17 protein-coding genes and 3 pseudogenes are annotated in these 20,096 nt (G+C 65.0%); 17 read left to right on the top strand and 3 right to left on the bottom strand.

Annotation, left to right across the window (positions count from 1 at the left end; genetic code table 11):
* Positions 1-67 precede the first annotated feature (67 nt).
* The 3 genes from ACK3BK_RS21990 to ACK3BK_RS21980 are packed head-to-tail and all read left to right on the top strand — an operon-like array spanning position 68 to position 2,415.
* A complete protein-coding gene (locus tag ACK3BK_RS21990) occupies positions 68-643 on the top strand; it encodes a YfiR family protein (protein ID WP_411383310.1) in 576 nt (191 codons plus the stop codon).
* Positions 640-1,884 (top strand): diguanylate cyclase domain-containing protein, encoded by a 1,245-nt coding sequence (locus ACK3BK_RS21985; RefSeq protein ID WP_411383309.1) that lies wholly within the window; start codon positions 640-642, stop codon positions 1,882-1,884. Before ACK3BK_RS21990 ends, ACK3BK_RS21985 begins: the two co-directional genes overlap by 4 nt.
* 30 nt (positions 1,885-1,914) lie before the next feature.
* Positions 1,915-2,415 carry an OmpA family protein gene (locus ACK3BK_RS21980; RefSeq protein ID WP_288374933.1) on the top strand — a complete coding sequence of 167 codons (501 nt, stop codon included), beginning with the start codon at positions 1,915-1,917 and terminating at the stop codon, positions 2,413-2,415.
* 78 nt (positions 2,416-2,493) lie between these two features.
* Here the strand turns inward: ACK3BK_RS21980 and ACK3BK_RS21975 are convergent, their stop codons facing one another.
* The gene (locus ACK3BK_RS21975) at positions 2,494-3,444 is read right to left on the bottom strand and encodes a LysR family transcriptional regulator (protein WP_186710961.1); all 951 of its coding nucleotides are present in this window, start codon (positions 3,442-3,444) and stop codon (positions 2,494-2,496) included.
* A 131-nt stretch (positions 3,445-3,575) separates the two neighbouring features.
* Here ACK3BK_RS21975 and ACK3BK_RS21970 point away from each other — a divergent pair, with 131 nt between their 5' ends.
* A complete protein-coding gene (locus tag ACK3BK_RS21970) occupies positions 3,576-5,099 on the top strand; it encodes a CoA-acylating methylmalonate-semialdehyde dehydrogenase (RefSeq protein WP_186670311.1) in 1,524 nt (507 codons plus the stop codon).
* Positions 5,100-5,109: 10 nt separating this feature from the next.
* The gene (gene mmsB / locus ACK3BK_RS21965) at positions 5,110-5,997 is read left to right on the top strand and encodes a 3-hydroxyisobutyrate dehydrogenase (protein ID WP_054894279.1); all 888 of its coding nucleotides are present in this window, start codon (positions 5,110-5,112) and stop codon (positions 5,995-5,997) included.
* A 103-nt stretch (positions 5,998-6,100) separates the two neighbouring features.
* On the opposite strand, the gene ACK3BK_RS21960 is transcribed toward mmsB, so the two are convergent.
* A complete protein-coding gene (locus ACK3BK_RS21960; RefSeq protein ID WP_186710959.1) occupies positions 6,101-6,784 on the bottom strand; it encodes a FadR/GntR family transcriptional regulator in 684 nt (227 codons plus the stop codon).
* 341 nt (positions 6,785-7,125) lie between these two features.
* Between ACK3BK_RS21960 and ACK3BK_RS21955 the strand changes: the two genes are divergently transcribed.
* A complete protein-coding gene (locus tag ACK3BK_RS21955; protein ID WP_411383308.1) occupies positions 7,126-8,478 on the top strand; it encodes an MFS transporter in 1,353 nt (450 codons plus the stop codon).
* A 20-nt stretch (positions 8,479-8,498) separates the two neighbouring features.
* The gene (gene gudD / locus ACK3BK_RS21950; protein ID WP_411383307.1) at positions 8,499-9,848 is read left to right on the top strand and encodes a glucarate dehydratase; all 1,350 of its coding nucleotides are present in this window, start codon (positions 8,499-8,501) and stop codon (positions 9,846-9,848) included.
* Positions 9,849-9,923: 75 nt separating this feature from the next.
* Here gudD and ACK3BK_RS21945 read toward each other — a convergent pair.
* Positions 9,924-10,067 (bottom strand): annotated as a pseudogene (locus ACK3BK_RS21945) (ribosomal-protein-alanine acetyltransferase); the annotation flags it as partial.
* On the opposite strand from ACK3BK_RS21945, the pseudogene ACK3BK_RS21940 reads away from it, so the two are divergent.
* The 10 genes and pseudogenes from ACK3BK_RS21940 to ACK3BK_RS21895 form a co-directional block, all read left to right on the top strand.
* Positions 10,058-10,186 (top strand): annotated as a pseudogene (locus ACK3BK_RS21940) (magnesium transporter CorA family protein); the annotation flags it as partial. The pseudogenes ACK3BK_RS21945 and ACK3BK_RS21940 overlap by 10 nt on opposite strands.
* Complete coding sequence (locus ACK3BK_RS21935; protein WP_186670316.1) at positions 10,183-10,359, top strand: hypothetical protein; 177 nt, start codon at positions 10,183-10,185, stop codon at positions 10,357-10,359. The pseudogene ACK3BK_RS21940 and the gene ACK3BK_RS21935, both read left to right, overlap by 4 nt.
* 244 nt (positions 10,360-10,603) lie before the next feature.
* A complete protein-coding gene (gene gabP, locus ACK3BK_RS21930) occupies positions 10,604-11,995 on the top strand; it encodes a GABA permease (protein WP_186670318.1) in 1,392 nt (463 codons plus the stop codon).
* Positions 11,996-12,142: 147 nt separating this feature from the next.
* Positions 12,143-12,832 (top strand): annotated as a pseudogene (locus ACK3BK_RS21925) (PDDEXK nuclease domain-containing protein); the annotation flags it as partial.
* Between the two features lie 209 nt (positions 12,833-13,041).
* Positions 13,042-14,391, top strand: coding sequence for an NAD(P)/FAD-dependent oxidoreductase (locus ACK3BK_RS21920; protein WP_411383306.1), 1,350 nt, complete (start codon positions 13,042-13,044; stop codon positions 14,389-14,391).
* A 12-nt stretch (positions 14,392-14,403) separates the two neighbouring features.
* A complete protein-coding gene (locus ACK3BK_RS21915; protein WP_411383305.1) occupies positions 14,404-15,834 on the top strand; it encodes a gamma-aminobutyraldehyde dehydrogenase in 1,431 nt (476 codons plus the stop codon).
* Between the two features lie 115 nt (positions 15,835-15,949).
* Positions 15,950-16,978, top strand: coding sequence for an ABC transporter substrate-binding protein (locus ACK3BK_RS21910; protein WP_186670322.1), 1,029 nt, complete (start codon positions 15,950-15,952; stop codon positions 16,976-16,978).
* A gap of 49 nt (positions 16,979-17,027) precedes the next feature.
* Complete coding sequence (locus ACK3BK_RS21905) at positions 17,028-18,059, top strand: ABC transporter substrate-binding protein (protein WP_186670324.1); 1,032 nt, start codon at positions 17,028-17,030, stop codon at positions 18,057-18,059.
* 69 nt (positions 18,060-18,128) lie between these two features.
* Positions 18,129-19,211, top strand: coding sequence for an ABC transporter ATP-binding protein (locus tag ACK3BK_RS21900; RefSeq protein ID WP_411383304.1), 1,083 nt, complete (start codon positions 18,129-18,131; stop codon positions 19,209-19,211).
* Positions 19,208-20,092 carry an ABC transporter permease gene (locus ACK3BK_RS21895; protein ID WP_411383303.1) on the top strand — a complete coding sequence of 295 codons (885 nt, stop codon included), beginning with the start codon at positions 19,208-19,210 and terminating at the stop codon, positions 20,090-20,092. Before ACK3BK_RS21900 ends, ACK3BK_RS21895 begins: the two co-directional genes overlap by 4 nt.
* Positions 20,093-20,096: the final 4 nt, after the last annotated feature.

Here is a 20,096-nt window from a genome sequence, read left to right as displayed (position 1 = left end):
ATACCTTGGCACTGCGGCCTTATGCTATCGTGCGGGTTATCTGAATCTAATTTGAGAGATTTCCCACATGACAGTGGTTGTCTCGCCCAGGGGGCGAGTGACGGGCTGCGTGCTTTCGCTAGTGATTGCCGCCTTGTCGCTGTTCGCCGTACCTGCCCGGGCGGACCTCCCTGCCACTGCAGCCCAGGTGCAGCAACGCGCCAAGGCGGTAACCCAGGTCGTGCTGGGGATCTTCAGCTATGCCCGCTGGCCTGCTGACCCTTCGCCGCTGCGCTTGTGCCTGGTCGGTCCCACAGAATATGCCGACGACCTGATCAAGGGCACTGTGCAGAATGCCGGCCAGCCCCTGCAGGTGCGTCGCCTGCTGGCCGACGATGCACGCGTTTCCGGCGCCTGCGACGCGGTGTACATCGGCAAGCTCGACGCTGGCCAGCGTGATCGCCTGTTCCAGGCCCTGGTCGGGCATCCGGTCCTGAGCATCAGCGAGGCCGATGACCCGTGCACCGTCGGCAGTCTGTTCTGCCTGCACGTCGATGACGAACAGGTCAGCTTCGATGTGAACCTCGACTCAGTGGCGCGCAGTGGCGTGCGCATCCACCCCAGCGTGCTGCAATTGTCGCGGCGCAGGGCGGCGCAACCATGAAACTCACCGGCAGCCGCAGGAAGCGGCCGACCTTGCGGTCAGTGCTGGGGCGCGGGCACTTGGGTGTCGCGCTGATCGCCGTCGGACTCGTGGGCGTGTCCCTGACCGTGCTCGGCGTGGCAGCGTTGCGCGTCTATGCCCATCACAACCTGCACCTGATCGCCCGCTCGATCAGCTACACCGTGGAAGCGGCGGTGGTGTTCGACGACAGCGGGGCGGCCAGTGAAGCCCTGGCGGTGATCGCCGCCACTGAAGAGGTGGCAGACGCCAAGGTCTTCGACAGCCAGGGGGAGATGCTGGCGCACTGGCAACGCGATGACACAGGCTTGCTGGCACCCCTGGAGCGCCAGGTGGCCAAGGCCTTGCTGGGCGAGGCCATTCACCTGCCGATCGTCCGTCAGCAGCGCACGGTCGGGCACATCGAGCTGCTTGGCCAGGGCGGCAGCCTGCTGCGCTTCCTGCTCAGCGGCCTGGCGGGAATCCTCTTTTGCAGCTTGCTCAGCGCCGCAGTCGCCATCCACCTGTCGCGCCGGCTGTTCGGCGATATCGTCCGTCCTCTGCGGGGCCTGGCCAGCGTGGCCCATGCGGCGCGACGCGAGCGCAGCTTCGACCGGCGCGTGCCCGAGACGCCGATTGCCGAGCTCAATGAGCTGGGCAACGACTTCAACGCCCTGCTCGACGAGCTGGAGGTCTGGCAGAGCCACTTGCAGAGCGAGAACGAGACCCTCGCGCACCAGGCCAGCCATGACAGCCTCACCGGCCTGCCCAATCGCGCCTTCTTCGAAGGGCGCCTCAACCGTTGCCTGCGCAACGCCGCCCGGCAGCAGGACCACCTGGCGCTGCTGTTCCTCGACAGTGACCACTTCAAGAAGATCAACGACAGCCTCGGCCATGCCGTTGGCGACGAGGTGCTGATCAATATCGCCAGCCGCGTGCGTGCGCAGTTGCGCGAGCACGACCTGGTGGCGCGCCTTGGCGGTGACGAGTTCGCCGTGCTGCTGACCCCTCTGCATTCACGCGAGGATGCCCAGCGCATCGCCGAGAAGATCGTTGCCAGCATGAAGCTGCCGATCCTGCTGGACGATGGCCAGCGTGTCAGCACCTCGTTGAGTGTCGGCATCGCCTATTACCCGGACGATGGCCAGGATTCGGCCAGTCTGCTCAATGCCGCCGATGCGGCGATGTACCAGGCCAAGCGCAATCGGCGCGGCCATTGGCAAGTGGCCCAGACGGAACGCTGAGCCACGGATTTGAACAACAGGAGCTGAACCGTGAAACACCCCTTTTCCCGACTGCGTTTTCCCTTGCTGGCCTTGCTGCTGGCAGTGTTGGCCTTGACCGGCTGCCAGACCGTGCCACCCAGTGGGCTGAGCCCTGAACAGATTGCCGTGCTCAAGCGCGAAGGGTTCACCCCCAGCGACGAGGGCTGGGCGTTCGACCTGTCGGGCAAGGTGCTGTTCGGCAGCGACCTGGACGGGCTCAACGGCCAGAGCCAGGCGATTGTCGAGCGGATCGGCAAGGCGTTGCTGTCGGTGGATATCCAGCATGTGCGCGTCGATGGCCATGCCGATGCCTCGGGCAAGGTGGCCTATAACCAGCAGCTTTCCGAGCGCCGAGCCCAGAGTGTGGCCCAGGCGCTGATCAGCGTCGGCATGCAGCCGCGCAACATTCAGACGCGCGGCTTGGGCAGCACCCAGCCGGTGGCGGACAACCGCACCAGTGCCGGGCGCACCGAGAATCGGCGGGTGTCGATCGTGGTGGCGTCGAACTGAGGAATGGGAGCAATGGCACCGGCCCCCTGTGGGAGCGGGCTCGTCCCGCGATCACCGGCGCAGCCGGTGCCATCCGCCTCAATCCTGCGCAAATACCATCTCCCGCGTCTGCCCCATCAACAGCGGCGCATTCGCCTCGGTCACATCGCGGATGTAATCCCACAGCAAAGTGATCCGCTTCAACTTGCGCAAATCCTCCCGGCAGTACATCCAGAACTGCCGCGTCACCTCCACCTCCTCCGGTAGCACGGTCACCAGTCGTTCGTCCTGCGCCGCCAGGAAACACGGCAGGATCGCCAGCCCGCGTCCCTGCAGGGCAGCGGTGTATTGGGCGATCACGCTGGTGCTGCGCAGGTGGGCGCTGGCGTTGGGGATCAGGTTGGCCAGGTACAGCAGCTCGGAACTGAACGCCAGGTCGTCCACGTAGCTGATGAACGGATGGCGCACCAGGTCGGCGACCTGGCGGATCGGTTCGTGGTGGTCGAGGTACTCGCGGGTCGCATAGAGGCGCAGGCGGTAGTCGCACAGCTTGCAGCACACGTAGGGCCCATGCTCGGGGCGCTCCAGGGCGATGACAATGTCGGCTTCACGCTTGGACAGGCTGATGAAGTGCGGCAGCGGCAGAATGTCCACCGAGATCGCCGGCCAGGTGTCCACGAAGCGGCTCAGCTGAGGGGTGACGAAGAAGCTGCCGAAGCCCTCGGTGCACCCCATGCGGACGTGCCCGGACAGCGCAACGCCCGAGCCCGACACCTGCTCGCAGGCCATGTGCAGGGTGCTTTCGATCGACTCGGCATAGCCCAGCAGACGCTGGCCTTCGGCGGTAAGCACGAAACCGTTGGTTCGCGATTTCTCGAACAGCAAGGTGCCCATCGCCCCTTCCAGCGAGCTGATGCGCCGCGACACCGTGGTGTAGTCCACGGCCAGGCGTTTGGCTGCACTGCTGGCCTTGCGGGTGCGCGCTACCTCAAGAAAGAACTTGAGGTCGTCCCAGTTCAGCGCGCTGAGGGAGGTCAGGTCTTTTTGCATGTTGATCCGGTTTTTTTGTGCATTCTTGTTGGATGTTTGCACATCTATACTCGAACTCAGCCCCTGCACGCCACCCCGTTCGCTGCGGCGTAGGCGTCTTCGTTCCGACAATAATTCCAAGGAGAGCGCAGATGAACGCACCCCACACGCCCCACACTCAGGTCGAGCAGGTCAAGCTGCTGATCGACGGCCAATGGGTCGAGTCCAAGACCACCGAATGGCGCGACATCGTCAACCCGGCCACCCAGCAGGTGCTGGCGCGTGTTCCTTTCGCCACCCCCGAGGAAGTCGCCGCGGCGGTCGCGGCTGGCGAACGAGCCTTCAAGACCTGGCGTGACACGCCGATCGGTGCGCGCATGCGCATCATGCTCAAGCTTCAGGCGTTGATCCGCGAACACAGCAAGCGCATCGCCGCGACCCTGAGCGCCGAGCAAGGCAAGACCCTGGCCGACGCAGAAGGCGATATTTTCCGTGGTCTGGAAGTGGTCGAGCATGCCGCGTCCATCGGCACCCTGCAGATGGGCGAGTTCGCCGAGAACGTCGCCGGTGGCGTCGACACCTACACCCTGCGCCAGCCCATCGGTGTGTGCGCCGGCATCACCCCGTTCAACTTCCCGGCGATGATCCCGCTGTGGATGTTCCCGATGGCCATCGTCTGCGGCAACACCTTCGTGCTCAAGCCCTCCGAGCAGGATCCGCTGTCGACCATGATGCTGGTCGAGCTGGCGCTCGAAGCCGGTGTGCCGGCCGGTGTGCTCAACGTGGTGCATGGCGGCAAGCAGGTGGTCGATGCGCTCTGCACCCACCCGGACATCAAGGCGATCTCCTTCGTCGGCTCCACCGAAGTGGGCACCCATGTCTACAACCTGGGCAGCCAGCACGGCAAGCGCGTGCAGTCGATGATGGGCGCCAAGAACCACGCCGTGGTGCTGCCCGACGCCAACCGTACCCAGACCATCAACGCCCTGGTCGGCGCGGCCTTTGGTGCGGCCGGCCAGCGCTGCATGGCCACGTCGGTGGCGGTGCTGGTGGGCAAGGCGCGTGAATGGCTGCCGGATATCAAGGCGGCGGCGAGCAAGCTCAAGGTCAATGCCGGCAGCGAACCGGGCACCGATGTCGGGCCGGTGGTTTCCAAGCGCGCCAAGGAGCGTGTGCTGGGGCTGATCGAGAGCGGCATCAAGGAAGGCGCCACGCTCGAGCTGGACGGCCGCGACGTGAAGGTGCCGGGGTACGAGCAGGGCAACTTCGTCGGTCCGACCCTGTTCTCCGGGGTGAAGACCGACATGCAGATCTACACCCAGGAAATCTTCGGCCCGGTACTGGTCACCCTCGAGGTCGATACCCTCGACGAGGCCATCGCCCTGGTCAACGCCAACCCGTTCGGCAATGGCACCGGCCTGTTCACCCAGAGCGGCGCGGCAGCGCGCAAGTTCCAGAGCGAAATCGACATCGGCCAGGTCGGCATCAACATTCCGATTCCGGTGCCGGTGCCGTTCTTCAGCTTCACCGGTTCGCGTGGCTCCAAGCTCGGCGACCTCGGCCCATACGGCAAGCAGGTGGTGCAGTTCTACACTCAGACCAAGACCGTCACCGCCCGCTGGTTCGATGACGACAGCGTCAATGACGGTGTGAACACCACCATCAGCCTGCGCTAAGGAGACTGCCATGCGCATTGCATTCATCGGTCTGGGCAACATGGGCGCGCCCATGGCCCGTAACCTGATCAAGGCCGGGCATCAGCTCAACCTGTTCGACCTGAACAAGACCGTGCTGGCCGAGCTCGCCGAACTGGGCGGGCAGATCAGCACCTCGCCCAAGGATGCCGCCGCCAACAGCGAGCTGGTGATCACCATGCTGCCGGCCGCTGCCCATGTGCGCGGCGTGTACCTGAACGAGGACGGCGTGCTCGCCGGCATTCGCCCCGGCACACCGGCGGTGGACTGCAGCACCATCGATCCGCAGACCGCCCGCGACGTGTCCAAGGCCGCGGCGGCCAAAGGCATCGACCTGGGTGATGCGCCGGTGTCCGGTGGCACCGGCGGCGCGGCGGCCGGCACCCTGACCTTCATGGTCGGTGCCAGCCCCGAACTGTTCGCCACGCTCAAGCCGGTGCTCGAGCAGATGGGGCGCAACATCGTGCACTGCGGTGAAGTCGGCACCGGGCAGATCGCCAAGATCTGCAACAACCTGCTGCTGGGCATCTCGATGATCGGCGTGTCCGAGGCCATGGCCCTGGGCAATGCACTGGGGATCGACACCCAGGTGCTGGCCGGCATCATCAACAGCTCGACGGGCCGTTGCTGGAGTTCGGATACCTACAACCCCTGGCCGGGCGTGATCGAGACCGCCCCGGCATCGCGCGGTTACACCGGTGGTTTCGGTGCGGAGCTGATGCTCAAGGACCTGGGCCTGGCGACAGAGGCCGCGCGCCAGGCGCACCAGCCGGTGATCCTCGGTGCTGTGGCGCAGCAGTTGTACCAGGCCATGAGTTTGCGGGGCGAGGGTGGCAAGGATTTCTCGGCGATCGTCGAGGGGTATCGCAAGAAGGATTGATACGCGAGTGGGCTTGATCGCGGGCTGGATGGCCTTTCCCCTGTTACTGCGCACCAGGGGGAGGGCGCCGGTTCCGCGATTTTTTTTGCCCGCTGCACGCCGGTCAGTCGGGTAGCAGGCGATCGCGGCTGTTGGAGAGGTGCAGGCAGATCGCCGCCCTGGCCGCTTCCGGGTCCTGTCGGCGGATGGCGTTGAGAATCGCCTCGTGCTCCAGGTTGGCCAGATAAGCATGCCCCGCCAGGTTGGCCCCGGCGCGCTCGGCCTGGGCCATGCGCTTGCGCGGGATCAGGCCGTCACCCAGTTGCGCCATCATCTCGCTGAAATACAGGTTGCCGGTGGCCTCGGCGATCAGCAGGTGGAAGCGTCGGTCGGCTTCGATGCAGCTGTCACCGGCGGCGGCCAGGTCCTGGTAGTCGTCCAGCGCCTGGCGCATCTGCGCCAGTTGTCGGTCATTTCGGCGCAGGGCCGCCAGCGCGGCGGCCTGGCCCTCCAGGCCGATGCGCAGCTCCAGCAGGTCGCGCACGCTGGCGGCGTTCTCGGGGCCCACGCGCAGGCCGGAACGGGCCTGGCGTTCGATGACGAACGTACCGATCCCGTGACGGGCCTGTACCAGACCCGCAGCCTGTAGCTTCGACAGCGCTTCGCGGACCACGGTACGGCTGACGCCATACTCGCGCACCAAGGTGTTTTCCGAGGGCAGCTTGTCGCCCGGCTTGAAGGTGCCCAGCAGCAATTGCTGGGTGAGGCTCGAGACCAGGTCGTGGGCACGGCTATGGGGGCGGGTCATGGCGTGGGCTCGAAGTAGTACCTGTGAGAGCGGCGGTTCGCCGCTGCGACGTGTTCCGCGAAAGGACTCGGCTGAACGCCCTCACATTACTTGTATGACAAGTTATCCACAAAGATTTTTTTCATCCTGATATTCCCCCTCCCATTGCCTTGGGTAGTCGACCTGATAAAAGCATTTCGCCGACTTTTACCTAGTTAACCGCTTGTATTTTGCTTTTTTCGCTCAATTTCCAACTTGTCGTACAACCCCGCCGGGAATATGCTCATTTCCACCTGGATGTCAGACAACTGCCTCGCCTGCCACCAGCACCCTCAATAAAAACAATGACTGGGAGATATCCCGTGAACGACACCCCCCCTGCGTCTGCCTTGCCCGGCGGCGATGCGCTGGCCAGCGCCGTAGCCAAGGTCAAGCGCCATGTCCTGCCGCTGTTCGTCATCATGTTCGTGGTCAACTACCTGGACCGCGTCAATATCGGCTTCGTCCGTCCGCACCTGGAAAGTGACCTGGGCATCAGCGCCGCCGCCTATGGATTTGGCGCCGGCCTGTTCTTCATCGGCTATGCGTTGTTCGAGGTGCCGTCGAACATGCTGCTGCAAAAGGTCGGCGCACGTCTTTGGCTGACCCGCATCATGTTCACCTGGGGCCTGGTCGCCACCGCCATGGCCTTCGTGCAGAACGAGACCCAGTTCTACGTGCTGCGTTTTCTGCTCGGGGTCGCCGAAGCCGGCTTCTTCCCCGGAGTGATCTACTACTTCACCCGCTGGCTGCCCGGTGCCGAACGTGGCAAGGCGATCGCCATCTTCCTCAGCGGCTCGGCCCTGGCCTCGCTGATCTCAGGTCCGTTGGCCGGTGCGCTGATGCAGATCCAGGGCATGGGCCTGCACGGCTGGCAATGGATGCTGTTCATCGAGGGCATGGCCTCGGTGATCCTGTGCTTCTTCGTGTTCTTCTGGCTCGACTCCCGCCCGCAGGATGCCAAGTGGCTGAGCCCGGCCGAGCAGCATGCGCTGGTCGAGGCCATCGACCGCGAGCAGCGCGAGCGCGAGGCGGGCGGGGTGATCAAGACCTCGGCCTGGCGCCTGCTCAAGGACCGCCAGATCCTGCTGTTCTGCCTGATCTACTTCTGCATCCAGCTGACCATCTACGCCGCGACCTTCTGGCTGCCGAGCATCATCAAGCGCATGGGCGAGCTGAGCGACCTGCAGGTCGGCTTCTTCAACTCGATCCCCTGGCTGATCTCGATCCTGGCGATGTACGCCTTCGCCGCCGGGGCCGCACGTTGGAGATTCCAGCAGGCCTGGGTCGCCGCCGCACTGGTGGTGGCCGCCATCGGCATGTTCATGTCGACCACGGGCGGGCCGGTGTTCGCCTTCGTTTCGGTGTGCTTCGCCGCCATCGGCTTCAAGGCGGCGTCGTCGCTGTTCTGGCCGATCCCCCAGGGGTATCTGGATGCGCGCATCGCTGCGGCGGTGATCGCACTGATCAACTCGGTGGGCAACCTTGGCGGCTTCGTCGCGCCCACCACCTTCGGCCTGCTCGAGCAGCAGAGCGGCTCGATCCAGGGCGGGCTATATGGCCTGGCGGTGACCTCGGTGCTGGCCGCCATCGCCGTGTTCTTCGCCCGTACCCGCGCCAAGGGTGCTCCTTCCCCTGAACTCAAGGCCCCATCGGCTCTGGGCCAATCCCATTGAACGCCCGCCCGACAAGGACAATGAACATGCAGACGACGCCTCACTCCTCGACCCCGGTCGTCACCGACCTGCGCGTGATCCCGGTGGCCGGCCACGACAGCATGCTGCTCAACCTGAGCGGCGCCCACGGCCCGTTCTTCACCCGCAACATCGTGGTATTGCGCGACAGCGCCGGCAACACCGGCCTGGGCGAGGTGCCTGGCGGCGAGAACATCCGCCAGACCCTCGAAGACAGCCGTAGCCTGGTGGTCGGCCAGCCAATCGGCCATTACCAGCGCGTGCTCAATGCCATGCGCCAGACCTTCGCCTGCCGCGATGCCGGCGGGCGCGGGCTGCAGACCTTCGACCTGCGCATTACCGTGCACGCGGTGACCGCCATCGAGTCGGCCCTGCTCGACCTGCTCGGCCAGCACCTGAACGTGCCGATGGCCGCGCTGCTGGGTGAAGGCCAGCAGCGCGAGTCGGTGAAGATGCTCGGCTACCTGTTCTACATCGGCGACCGCACCCGCACCGACCTGGCCTACCGCAACGAAGCCGATGCAGATGACGACTGGCTGCGCTTGCGCCATGAGCCGGCCCTGACGCCCGAGGCGGTGGTGCGCCTGGCCGAGGCCGCCAAGGCCCGCTACGGATTCAACGACTTCAAGCTCAAGGGCGGCGTGCTGCGTGGCGAAGAGGAGATGGAGGCTGTCACTGCGCTGGCTGAGCGTTTCCCCGAGGCGCGCATCACCCTCGACCCCAACGGTGCCTGGTCGCTGAAGGAGGCCATTGCCCTGTGCCGCGACAAGCACGATGTGCTGGCCTACGCCGAGGATCCGTGCGGTGCGGAGAATGGTTATTCCGGGCGTGAAGTGATGGCTGAGTTCCGCCGCGCCACCGGCCTGCCCACCGCCACCAACATGATCGCCACCGACTGGCGGCAGATGGGCCACGCGATCCAGTTGCAGTCGGTGGACATCCCGTTGGCCGATCCGCATTTCTGGACCTTGCAGGGCTCGGTGCGGGTGGCGCAGATGTGCCATGACTGGGGCCTGACCTGGGGCTCGCATTCGAACAATCACTTCGACATCTCGCTGGCCATGTTCACCCAGGCGGCAGCCGCCGCGCCGGGTGAGATCACCGCCATCGACACCCACTGGATCTGGCAGGACGGCCAGCGCCTGACGCGTGAGCCGCTGCGCATCGTAGACGGCCATGTACGGGTGCCGACGCGGCCGGGGCTGGGGGTAGAGCTCGATGAGGACCAGTTGATGAGAGCCCATGAGTGCTACCGCAACATGGGCCTGGGCGCTCGGGATGACAGCGTGGCGATGCAGTTCCTGGTGCCGGGGTGGACCTTCGACAACAAACGGCCTTGCCTGGTGCGTTGACAGAGAAGGCCCTGTCGCGGGGCAAGCCGGATCGCGATAGGGCCTGCGCAGCCAGTAAAAAGCTTTATGCGCGCTTTACCCCCGCGCAAACACCACCACCACCGCCCGCACCTTGCGCCCACCGAACAGGCTCATGCGCTGGCAGTCCAGCGCCAACCGGTGGCGGCCGTGGTCGGTGTCCGGATCGTGCAAATAGACGAAGTCGGCATTCGATGGTGTTCCCGCCGCCGAACCTGATCGCCAGCATTGGCGGGATGTGCGAGTTCAGCATGATGACTGCCGTGGTGGGGGCAGGAATGGGTCTGGGGCTCAAGCGCATGGCGCGGAGGATGGCATGAGCAATCTGCAGACAGGGCTGTGCGTGGTGTCGGTGATCGTGATCTTCGCGGTGGTGAACTACCACTGGGATCACCGTCGCGACCAGCAGCAACTGTCTTGCTCGACATCCAAAGGTCCAGCCCAATCCCTGTGGGAGCGGGCTTGCCCGCGAAAAGCCCTTCGCGGTGAATAGCACCGATTTGACCCGCCTTCGCAAGACCCGGTGTCGTGATCGAACACCTTCATGGCGCGCAGGAACAATTTGCCCAGCACCCGCACTGCTTGAATGAAGCCGACCTCGACGCCGCCGCTCGCCAACCCGTGAACAACGTCAATAAAATCACCTGAGCCGCGTGCAACTCATTGTCCAGAAAGGAGATAGTTTCCGCCTACGCCTGCCCGTCCTTCCTTGTGTCAGCAAAAAGAGAACAAGATCAATGAACACCGTGGGAACTGATGGCAACCTTGCACAAGGTTTCAAGCCACGTCATGTAACGATGCTGTCCATCGCCGGCATCATCGGTGCAGGACTTTTCGTCGGCTCCGGACACGCCATCGCGGCTGCCGGGCCCGCCACCATCCTCTCCTATTTCGTCGCCGGCACGCTGGTCGTGCTGGTCATGCGCATGCTCGGCGAAATGGCCGTCGCCCATCCCGACACCGGCTCGTTTTCCACCTACGCCGACCAGGCCATCGGCCGTTGGGCCGGCTATACCATCGGCTGGCTGTACTGGTGGTTCTGGGTGCTGGTCATTCCCATCGAGGCGCTGGCCGCAGGCCATGTGCTCAATGCCTGGTTCCCGCAGGTCGACAGTTGGATCTTCGCCCTCGCATCGGTACTGCTGCTGGCCTGCACCAACCTGTTCAGCGTGGCCAAGTACGGCGAGTTCGAGTTCTGGTTCGCGATCCTGAAAGTCACCGCGATCCTGGGCTTCATCGGCCTCGGTTTTGCCGCGCTGATGGGCTGGCTGCCCAACCGCGAAGTCAGCGGCCTGAGCACACTGATGAGCGAGCACGGCGGTTTCGCGCCCAAAGGCTGGTCGGCGGTGATCGGCGCCTTCATCACCGTGATGTTCAGCTTCATCGGCACGGAAGCGGTGACCATTGCCGCCTCCGAATCCAGCGATCCGGCGCGCAACATCGCCAAGGCCACCCGCTCGGTGATCTGGCGGATCAGCACCTTCTACATCCTGTCGATCTTCGTGATCATCTCAGTGGTGCCGTGGAACGATCCGCAGCTTGCGGTGGTGGGCTCCTACCAGCGTGCGCTGGAGATCATGAACATCCCCAATGCCGCGTTCATGGTCGACCTGGTGGTGCTGATCGCCGTGACCAGTTGCATGAACTCGTCGATCTACATCGCCTCGCGGATGATGTTCTCGCTGGCCAAGCGCGGCGACGCGCCCGCCATGCTCAAGCGCACCTCGAAGGTCGGCGTGCCGCGTGCTGCAGTGTTCGGCAGCACGCTGATCGGGGCTGCCATCGCCATCCTCAACTACTTCGCGCCCAAGGGCGTGTTCGAGTTCCTGCTCGCCAGCTCCGGCGCCATCGCCCTGTTGGTGTACCTGGTGATCGCCATCTCGCAGTTGCGCATGCGCCGGCGCCTGGAGCGCGAGAGCACGGAACTGAAGTTCCGCATGTGGCTGTTCCCCTGGCTGACCTGGGGAGTGATCGTGTTCATCAGCTGCGCGTTGGCGGTGATGATGTATACCGAGGAGCACCGTGCAGAGGTCAGTGCAACACTGAGCCTGGCGATCGTGATCTCCTTCCTCGGCATCGTCACCACGCGCGGGCATGGCCGCAAGGTGGTGGTGCGGTCGATGGGGTAGCAGGGCGGATGTTACGGGTCATGACGAGGGGCGCCTGGACTAGGCGCCCTTCTGTCATGGGCCACAGCATCCTAGGAGCGGTCCGACATTTCCGGCGCGTTCCCTTGGATAGGCTTCCTGGCTTCGAACAATGCCAGGAGCCCTTCGATGAAAGACCACCCGCAACATGACAATGCAACCGCCTCTGCGCCTTCCAGGGATGAGCGCTTCGATGAGGTCGTGACCCTCATCCACTCGGCACGGCAACGCTGCATGCAGGCCGTCAACACACAGCTCATCGAGCTGTACTGGCAGGTCGGTGCCTACATCAGCCGCAAGATCGAGAATGCCGAGTGGGGCGACGCCGTGGTCAGCCAGTTGGCCGGACACCTGGCGCGCACGCAGCCAGGGTTGCGTGGGTTCACGCGCCGTAACCTCTTCCGTATGCGCCAGTTCTACGAGACCTATCGCCATGAGGAGAAAGTGTCAGCACTGCTGACACAATTGCCCTGGACCCAGAACCTGACGATTCTCAGCCAAAGCAGGCGCCCCGAAGAACGTGAGTTCTACCTGCGCATGGCAATTCAGGAGAAGTGGTCGAGTCGCGAACTGGAGCGCCAGATGAAAGCCGCGCTGTTCGAGCGCAGCGTTGCCGACCCGCTCAAGGCCTCGGCCTCCCTCGCCCAGGCCCACCCGCAAGCCCTGTCGGTGTTCCGTGACGCTTACATGCTGGATTTCCTCGACCTTCCCGAAGCACATGCCGAAGCCGATTTGCACAAGGGCCTGCTGCAGCGCTTGAAGGACTTTCTCGTGGAGCTTGGCCGCGACTTCTGCTTCGTCGGCTCCTCAATACCTGTCTAAACGCCAGCCCAACTGTTGTAGGAGCGGGCTTGCCCGCGAACACGGGCGTAGCCCGTGCCAGGCGGCGCGGTGTCTTTTTCGCGGGCAAGCCCGCTCCTACAGCTATCACCACTCGTCAAATAATCAATTGACGAATATCAAAATCACTATTAGCTTAACCATTAAATCGAACAATAAATATCGCACAGCGATACGTGAGGCTTGAATTGTACGATCCATTGGTTGATGCGAACCCAGGCCGGGCCCAGCCCCATGCGCCGTCCTATTGGGCCGATACCGCAGGTTCGCCGGTCGCCGACGATGGCCCGGTGCGTGGCAACGAAGACGTCGAAGTGGCGATCATCGGTGCCGGCTACACCGGCCTCAGTTGCGCGCTGCACCTGGCTCGCGAGCACGGGGTGCGGGCGGTGGTGCTGGAGGCGAACCAGACCGCCTGGGGTTGCAGCGGACGCAATGGCAGCTTCGCGCGCATTTCCGGTGGCCGCGTGCCGCTGGCTGCGCTGATCGAGCGCTACGGCGCCGACACCGCGCGCCAGTACTTCAACGAGATGCGCCAGGCGCTGGACACCACCCGCGCCCTGATCCGCGACGGCAACATCGACTGCGACGCGCAGCCCGATGGCGTGTACAAGGTCGCCAGCAAGGCCATCCACGTCGAGTCGCTCAAGCGCGAAATGGGCCTGTACAACGACCTGCTCGACTACCCGGCCCACTTCGTCGAAGCCGCCGACCTGCAGTCGGTGCACGCCGGTGCCGAGTCATTCGGTGCACTGCACATGCCCGACGGCTTCAGCATGCATCCGCTGAAACTGGCCTGGGGCGTACAGCGCATGGCCCGCGAGGCTGGCGCGCGGGTGCACACCGGCTCGCCGGTCACCGCCTGGACCAGCAGCGCGCAGGGCCATCGCCTGGTCACGCCAGGCGCGGTGATCACCGCGCGCAAGGTGGTGGTCGCCACCAACGGCTACACCTCGCGCCAACTGCACCCGGCACTGACCGGGCGGATCCTGCCGGTGCACTCGCAGATCATCGTCACCCGGCCGATGAGCGCCGCCGAGAAGCAGGCCAGCCTGCCGGGTGCCGACTGCATGTTCGATACCCGCAACCTGCTGTTCTATTACCGCCGCCTGCCAGACGACCGCATCCTCTTCGGCGGTCGCAGCGCAGTGAACGGCCGCGACGCGGAAAACCCGCTGCACCGCGAGCGCCTGCTGGCGGCGCTGTGTCGCAAGTTCCCGGCGCTGCAGGGCATCGACGTGGATTACAACTGGGGCGGCTGGGTCGCGGTGACCAACAACTCGCTGCCGCACTGCTACCCGGTCCAGGGCGTGGCCAATGCCTACACCGGCGGCGGTTATGCCGGCAGTGGCGTGTCGTTCTCGCTGCAGACCGGCAAGCGCCTGGCGCAGATGGCCTGCGGCGAAGCCCGGCCCACGCCGGTGCCGTTCCTGCACCAGGCGCCCAAGCCGTTCCCGTTCCAATCCTTCCTGCGTGTTGGCCAGCGCATGGCCTACGCCTGGTATCGCTTCAAGGACGCCGAGCGTGCGTCCGTCTAACTGGAGAGCGTCATGATCTATAGCGAGTACCTTATCGACGGTGAGCTGGTGCGCGGGCAGGGCGACGAGTCGCCGATCCTGGCGCCAGCCGACGAGCGTGTGCTGCATGTGCTGGCCGATGCCTCGCCTGCCCAGCTGGATGCCGCCGTCGATGCCGCCGAGCGTGCCTTCACCGGTTGGGCGCGCACGCCACCGCGTCAGCGCGGCTACCTGCTGCTCAAGCTGGCCGAGCGCATCGAGGCCGACGCCCAGGCGCTCGGCACCCTGGAAAGCCAGAACTGCGGCAAGCCGCTGCAAAAGGCGATTGGCCACGAAGTGCCGGCGGTCGCCGATGTGTTCCGCTTCTTCGCCGGGGCCGCGCGTTGCCTGCCGGGCAGCGCCGCTGGTGAATACGTCGCCGGCAGCACCAGCATGATCCGTCGCGATCCGCTCGGCGTGGTCGGGCTGATCGCGCCGTGGAACTACCCATTGCTGATGGCAGCCTGGAAGCTGGCCCCGGCCCTGGCCGCCGGCAACACCGTGGTGTTCAAGCCGTCCGAGCTGACGCCACTGAGCGCCCTGTACCTGGCGCGGCTGTGTGCCGAGATCTTCCCGCGCGGGGTGGTCAACATTCTTTCCGGGCGCGGTGCCACCCTCGGCGCGCAGCTCAGCGCCCATCCCAAGGTGCGCATGGTGTCGGTCACCGGCGACATCGCCACCGGCCAGGCCGTGGTCCGCGCCGCCGCCGGCAACCTCAAGCGTACCCACCTGGAGCTGGGCGGCAAGGCGCCGGTACTGGTGTTCGCCGATGCCGACATCCCGGCAGCCGTGCGCATGATGCGTACCGGCGGCTACTACAACGCCGGGCAGGACTGCACCGCGGCCTGCCGTGTGTATGTCGCCGAATCGGTGCGCGAGCAGTTCCTCGAACAACTGGTCGCTGAGGTCTCGACGCTGCGTACCGGTCACCCGGAAGATCCGGCCAGCGACTTCGGCCCGCTGATCAGCCGTCGCCAGCAGGAGCGCGTGCAGGGCTTCGTCGACCGTGCCGCGGCGCTGGCGCATGGCGAAGTACTGGTTGGCGGCAAGGTTCCCGACGGCCCGGGTTTCTTCTTCCAGCCGACCGTCATCGCCGGCGTGCGCCAGGACGACGAGATCGTGCAGAAGGAAGTGTTCGGGCCGGTGGTGTCGGTCACCGCCTTCGACGATGAGGAGCAGGTGCTGGCCTGGGCCAACGAAAGCGAATACGGCCTGTCGGCCTCGGTGTGGACGCGCGATGTGAAGAAGGCCATGCGCACCGCCAGCCAGCTGCAGTACGGTTGTGTCTGGGTCAACCAGCACATGACACTGGCCACCGAGATGCCCCATGGCGGGCTGCGCCAGTCGGGCTACGGCAAGGACTTGAGCCTGTACGGCCTGGAGGATTACACCAGCGTGCGGCACATCATGATCGACATCGGCTGAGGCCGGGCAACTACACAACAACACAAGAACACAACAACAAGCAGGGATGACTGCAGGACTGGATGTCCATGACGTTTCGCCAACTGTCTAACTACAACAAATGCAGGGGTTGAACATGAAACGATTCGAATGGCGTGCAGGCACCGTGGCGGTATTGCTGGGGCTGTGCACCTGGCAGGCCCACGCGGCCGAAAGCGTGACCTTCGCCGGCTGGGGTGGCGCCTTGCAGGACGCCGAACGCAAGGCGTACCTGGAACCTGCGGCGAAGAACCTGGGTATCGCCGTCAAGGAAGACAACATGGACGGCCTGGCGGCGGTACGCGCCCAGGTGATGTCCGGCAAGCCCAAGTGGGATGTGGTTGAGCTGGCCTCAAACGACTGCATGGTGGCCGAGAAGGAAGGCCTGACCGAGCCGCTGGACTTCTCGGTGATCAAGACCGAGGGCGTCGATCCCAGGTTCTACGGCAAGAACTGGATCGCCAGCCACGCCTACTCGACGGTCCTGGCCTGGAGCACCGAAGGCGGTGCCGCCAAGGCCCAGACCTGGAAGGACTTCTTCGACCCGTCCGTGAAGGGGCCGCGCGCCCTGTACCGCAACCCGTTCACCACGCTCGAAGTGGCGCTGCTGGCCGACGGCGTGGCGCCCAAGGATCTCTACCCGCTGGACGTCGAGCGCGCCTTCAAGGTGCTCGAGCGGATCAAGCCGCAGGTGGTCAACTGGTGGAGCAGCGGCACCGACTCGGCGCAGTTGCTGCGCAGCCACGAGGTGGACTTCCTGGCCATCTGGGCCTCGCGCGTCGAGGACCTGAAGAAGGCCGGTCAGCCGGTGGACTACACCTATGACAAGGCGCTGCTCGACTATGACTGCGTGGTGGTGCCCAAGGGTGCCCCGAACAAGGCCCAGGCCATGAAGCTGATCGCGCAGATCATGTCGCCGCAAAGCCAGGCCATGCTTGCCACGCTGATTCCCAACCCGCCGGTCAACAGCAAGGCCTTCGACACCGGCATCATCCCGGCGGACCTGGCGAGCAAGCTGCCGACAGCACCCGCGAACGTCGACAAGGTGGCCTTCTTCGACCCGGCCTGGTGGCAAGGTCGCCAGGCCGAACTCCAGCAACGTTTCGACCTGTTCATCCAGAACTGATCGACCTTTCCGCGCCCTGTGCAAGCGGGGCGCACCTGGAGAAAAGCACATGCACAAACACCTGATCAAAGGCGCTGCGTTCAGCCTCCTGGCCAGCGCACTGTTCGCCGCCACGGCACATGCCGACGGCGGTATCACCTTCGCCGGCTGGGGTGGCGCCCTGCAGGATGCCGAGCGCAAGGCGTACCTCGAACCTGCCGCCAAGGCGCTGAACATTGCCATCCGCGAAGACAACATGAACGGCCTGGCCGCCGTGCGCGCCCAGGTGATGTCAGGCAAGCCGAAGTGGGACCTGGTCGAACTGGGCATCACCGACTGCGTGCAGGCCGAGAAAGAAGGGCTGTCCGAGCCGCTGGACAAAAGCGTGATCGACACCCGCGACATCGACCCGGCCGTGGTCGGCAACAACTGGATCGCCAGCCATGCCTACGCCTCGGTGGTGGCTTGGGCCAAAGACACCGGCAAGCCGGTGGCCCAGACCTGGCAGGCGTTCTTCGACCCCAATGTCAAAGGCGCGCGGGCCATGTACACCAAGCCCTGGCAAACGCTGGAGGCCGCGTTGATCGGCGATGGCGTGGCCCCGGCGCAGCTGTATCCCCTGGACATCGACCGCGCGTTCAAGGCCCTGGAGCGGATCAAGCCGCAGGTCGTCAACTGGTGGAGCGCCGGTGCCGACTCGGCGCAATTGCTGCGCAGCCGCGAGGTGGACTTCCTGGCGATCTGGAACGGGCGCGTGGCCGAGGTGGCCAAGTCCGACGACGCGGTCGACTACAGTTTCGATGGCGCCATCCTCAGCTATGACTGCCTGATCGTGCCGCGCGGTGCGCAGAACAAGGACCTGGCCATGCGCGTGATCAACCAGATCATGCAGCCGACCAGCCAGGCGACGCTGGCGACCTTGATCCCCTACGCGCCGGTCAACAGCCGCGCCTACGAGGTCGGCCTGATCAGCGCCGAGCAGGCCAGCCGCCTGCCGACCTCGCCGCAGAACATTGCCAAGGTGGCGAAGATCGACCCGCATTGGTGGGTGCAGAACCAGCAGGCGGTGCAGCAGCGTTTCGAGTTGTTCATCGCCCACTAGGACGAGGCGGGCCGTGCTGGCCCGCGTCATAACCCGTGTTCCGTGCCGCTTGCGGCCCCGAGTCTGACCATGTCTGAAGATACGAAGCTCTCGACCTCCATCGACATCGAGCATGTCACCAAGACCTACGGCAGCTTTGCCGCGCTCGATGACGTCTCCCTGAACATCCGCAGTGGCGAGTTCCTGTCGCTGCTGGGCTCGTCCGGTTCGGGCAAGACCACCTTGCTGATGGCCCTGGCCGGCTTCGTGCGCCCGGACGTCGGCAGCATCCGCTTCGGCGGGCGGGAAATGGTGTTCGAGCCGCCGCACAAGCGCGACCTGGGCATGATGTTCCAGAACTACGCACTGTTCCCGCACATGAACGTGTTCCAGAACGTCGCCTACCCGCTGAAGCTGCGCGGCTACAGCCGTGACGAAATCCGCAAGCGAGTTGGCGAGGCGCTGGAGATGGTCGAGCTGGACAAGCTGGTCGGGCGGCGCATCGACGAGATGTCCGGTGGCCAGCGCCAGCGCATCGCCCTGGCCCGGGCGATCGTCTTCGAGCCGAAGATCCTGCTGATGGACGAGCCGCTGTCGGCGCTGGATAAACGCCTGCGCGAAACCATGCAGCTGGAGATCCGTCGCCTGCACGAGCGCCTCGGCATGACCGTGGTCTATGTCACCCATGACCAGCGCGAGGCACTGACCATGTCCGACCGCATCGCGGTGATGAGCCAAGGGCGGATCCAGCAGATCGACACCCCCGAAAGCCTCTACGAACGCCCGGCCAATCGCTTCATCGCCGAGTTCGTCGGCGAGTCGTCGTTCCTGCCGGTGGCCATGCGCGAGGGCAGGGCATGGTTCCGCGACCAGCCGTTGCAGGCGGTGTTCAGCGAAGGCTGCCTGAACAACCCGAGTATCCTCCTGCGCCCCGAGAAACTGCGCTTCGTCGATGACGGCCAGCAGGGCCTGAACCTGTTCCGTGGGCAGGTCCACGACGTCATCTACCAGGGCGAAAGCCAGTTGCTGCAAGTGGACCTGGGCGAAGGCACGCAGGTGTCGATCCGCCGCCCCTCGCGCAGTTCCTCCGGTGACCGCCTGCCGACGCGTGGCGATCACGTGGTGCTCGGCCTGCACCCGCAGGACAGCCTGATCGTGGGGGACTCGGCATGACTGCGCTCAACCTGCAAGGCGCGCTGCATGGCCAGGCCCTGCAACGCGCGGGCAAGCGCCACGGCTGGTTCCTGCTCTCGCCGATGCTGCCGGCGCTGCTGCTGGTGCTGGTGACCTTCGTGCTGCCGATCGGCTGGCTGTTCGGCCTGTCGCTGTTCGATGCCGACGGCAACCTCAGCGCCGAGAACTACACGCGCCTGCTGCAACCGATCTACGTGCTGGCGTTCACCCAGACCTTCAAGATCGCGCTGATCGTGACGGTGGTCTGCGTGCTGCTGGGCTACCCCTACGCCTACTTCATGGTCCACGCGCCGCGCCGCCTGGCAGGCCTGGCGATGGCGCTGCTGCTGATCTCGCTGTGGACCTCGCTGCTGGTGCGCACCTACGCCTGGCTGGTGCTGCTGCAGCGGCGCGGCCTGGTCAACGACGTGCTGACCTCGCTGGGCATCGTCGACACGCCGCTGGCGCTGGTGCACAACCTCACCGGCACGGTGATCGGCATGACCCACATCATGCTGCCGTACATGGTGCTGCCGTTGTATGCGGCGATGAAGAGCATCAACCCGCTGTACCTGCAGGCCGCCTCGACCTTCGGTGCATCGCCGACGCGGGCGTTTCGCGATGTGTTCCTGCCGCTGTCGCTGCCGGGGCTGGCTGCGGGCGCGACCTTGGTGTTCGTGCTCAGCCTGGGCTTCTACGTGACCCCGGCGCTGCTCGGGGGCGGCAAGGTGCAGATGCTGTCGATGCGCATCGAGAGCGATGTGTCGATGTACGCCAACTGGGGCGCTGCCTCGTCGCTGGGCGTGGTGCTGCTGGTGGCCACCCTGGTGATCCTGTTCATCGTCAAGAAGATCGCCGGCCTGGGCCGGCGCAGCGAGTGAAGCC

The sequence above is a fragment of the Pseudomonas sp. L7 genome (genome assembly GCF_046605565.1).
GTDB lineage: Bacteria > Pseudomonadota > Gammaproteobacteria > Pseudomonadales > Pseudomonadaceae > Aquipseudomonas > Aquipseudomonas wayambapalatensis.
The sequence above is the reverse complement of the archived record's forward strand: the minus strand, read 5'-3'. Positions and strand labels throughout refer to the sequence as shown.

Bases quoted from the DNA above. Each gene is read 5' to 3' on its own strand.
- ACK3BK_RS21905 (WP_186670324.1), top strand. From the start codon at position 17,028: ATGCACAAACACCTGATCAAAGGCGCTGCGTTCAGCCTCCTGGCCAGC.
- ACK3BK_RS21895 (WP_411383303.1), top strand. From the start codon at position 19,208: ATGACTGCGCTCAACCTGCAAGGCGCGCTGCATGGCCAGGCCCTGCAA.
- ACK3BK_RS21990 (WP_411383310.1), top strand. From the start codon at position 68: ATGACAGTGGTTGTCTCGCCCAGGGGGCGAGTGACGGGCTGCGTGCTT.
- ACK3BK_RS21970 (WP_186670311.1), top strand. From the start codon at position 3,576: ATGAACGCACCCCACACGCCCCACACTCAGGTCGAGCAGGTCAAGCTG.
- ACK3BK_RS21910 (WP_186670322.1), top strand. From the start codon at position 15,950: ATGAAACGATTCGAATGGCGTGCAGGCACCGTGGCGGTATTGCTGGGG.
- gudD (WP_411383307.1), top strand. From the start codon at position 8,499: ATGAACATGCAGACGACGCCTCACTCCTCGACCCCGGTCGTCACCGAC.
- gabP (WP_186670318.1), top strand. From the start codon at position 10,604: ATGAACACCGTGGGAACTGATGGCAACCTTGCACAAGGTTTCAAGCCA.
- mmsB (WP_054894279.1), top strand. From the start codon at position 5,110: ATGCGCATTGCATTCATCGGTCTGGGCAACATGGGCGCGCCCATGGCC.
- ACK3BK_RS21900 (WP_411383304.1), top strand. From the start codon at position 18,129: ATGTCTGAAGATACGAAGCTCTCGACCTCCATCGACATCGAGCATGTC.
- ACK3BK_RS21985 (WP_411383309.1), top strand. From the start codon at position 640: ATGAAACTCACCGGCAGCCGCAGGAAGCGGCCGACCTTGCGGTCAGTG.
- ACK3BK_RS21975 (WP_186710961.1), bottom strand. From the start codon at position 3,444: ATGCAAAAAGACCTGACCTCCCTCAGCGCGCTGAACTGGGACGACCTC.
- ACK3BK_RS21915 (WP_411383305.1), top strand. From the start codon at position 14,404: ATGATCTATAGCGAGTACCTTATCGACGGTGAGCTGGTGCGCGGGCAG.
- ACK3BK_RS21960 (WP_186710959.1), bottom strand. From the start codon at position 6,784: ATGACCCGCCCCCATAGCCGTGCCCACGACCTGGTCTCGAGCCTCACC.
- ACK3BK_RS21935 (WP_186670316.1), top strand. From the start codon at position 10,183: ATGAGCAATCTGCAGACAGGGCTGTGCGTGGTGTCGGTGATCGTGATC.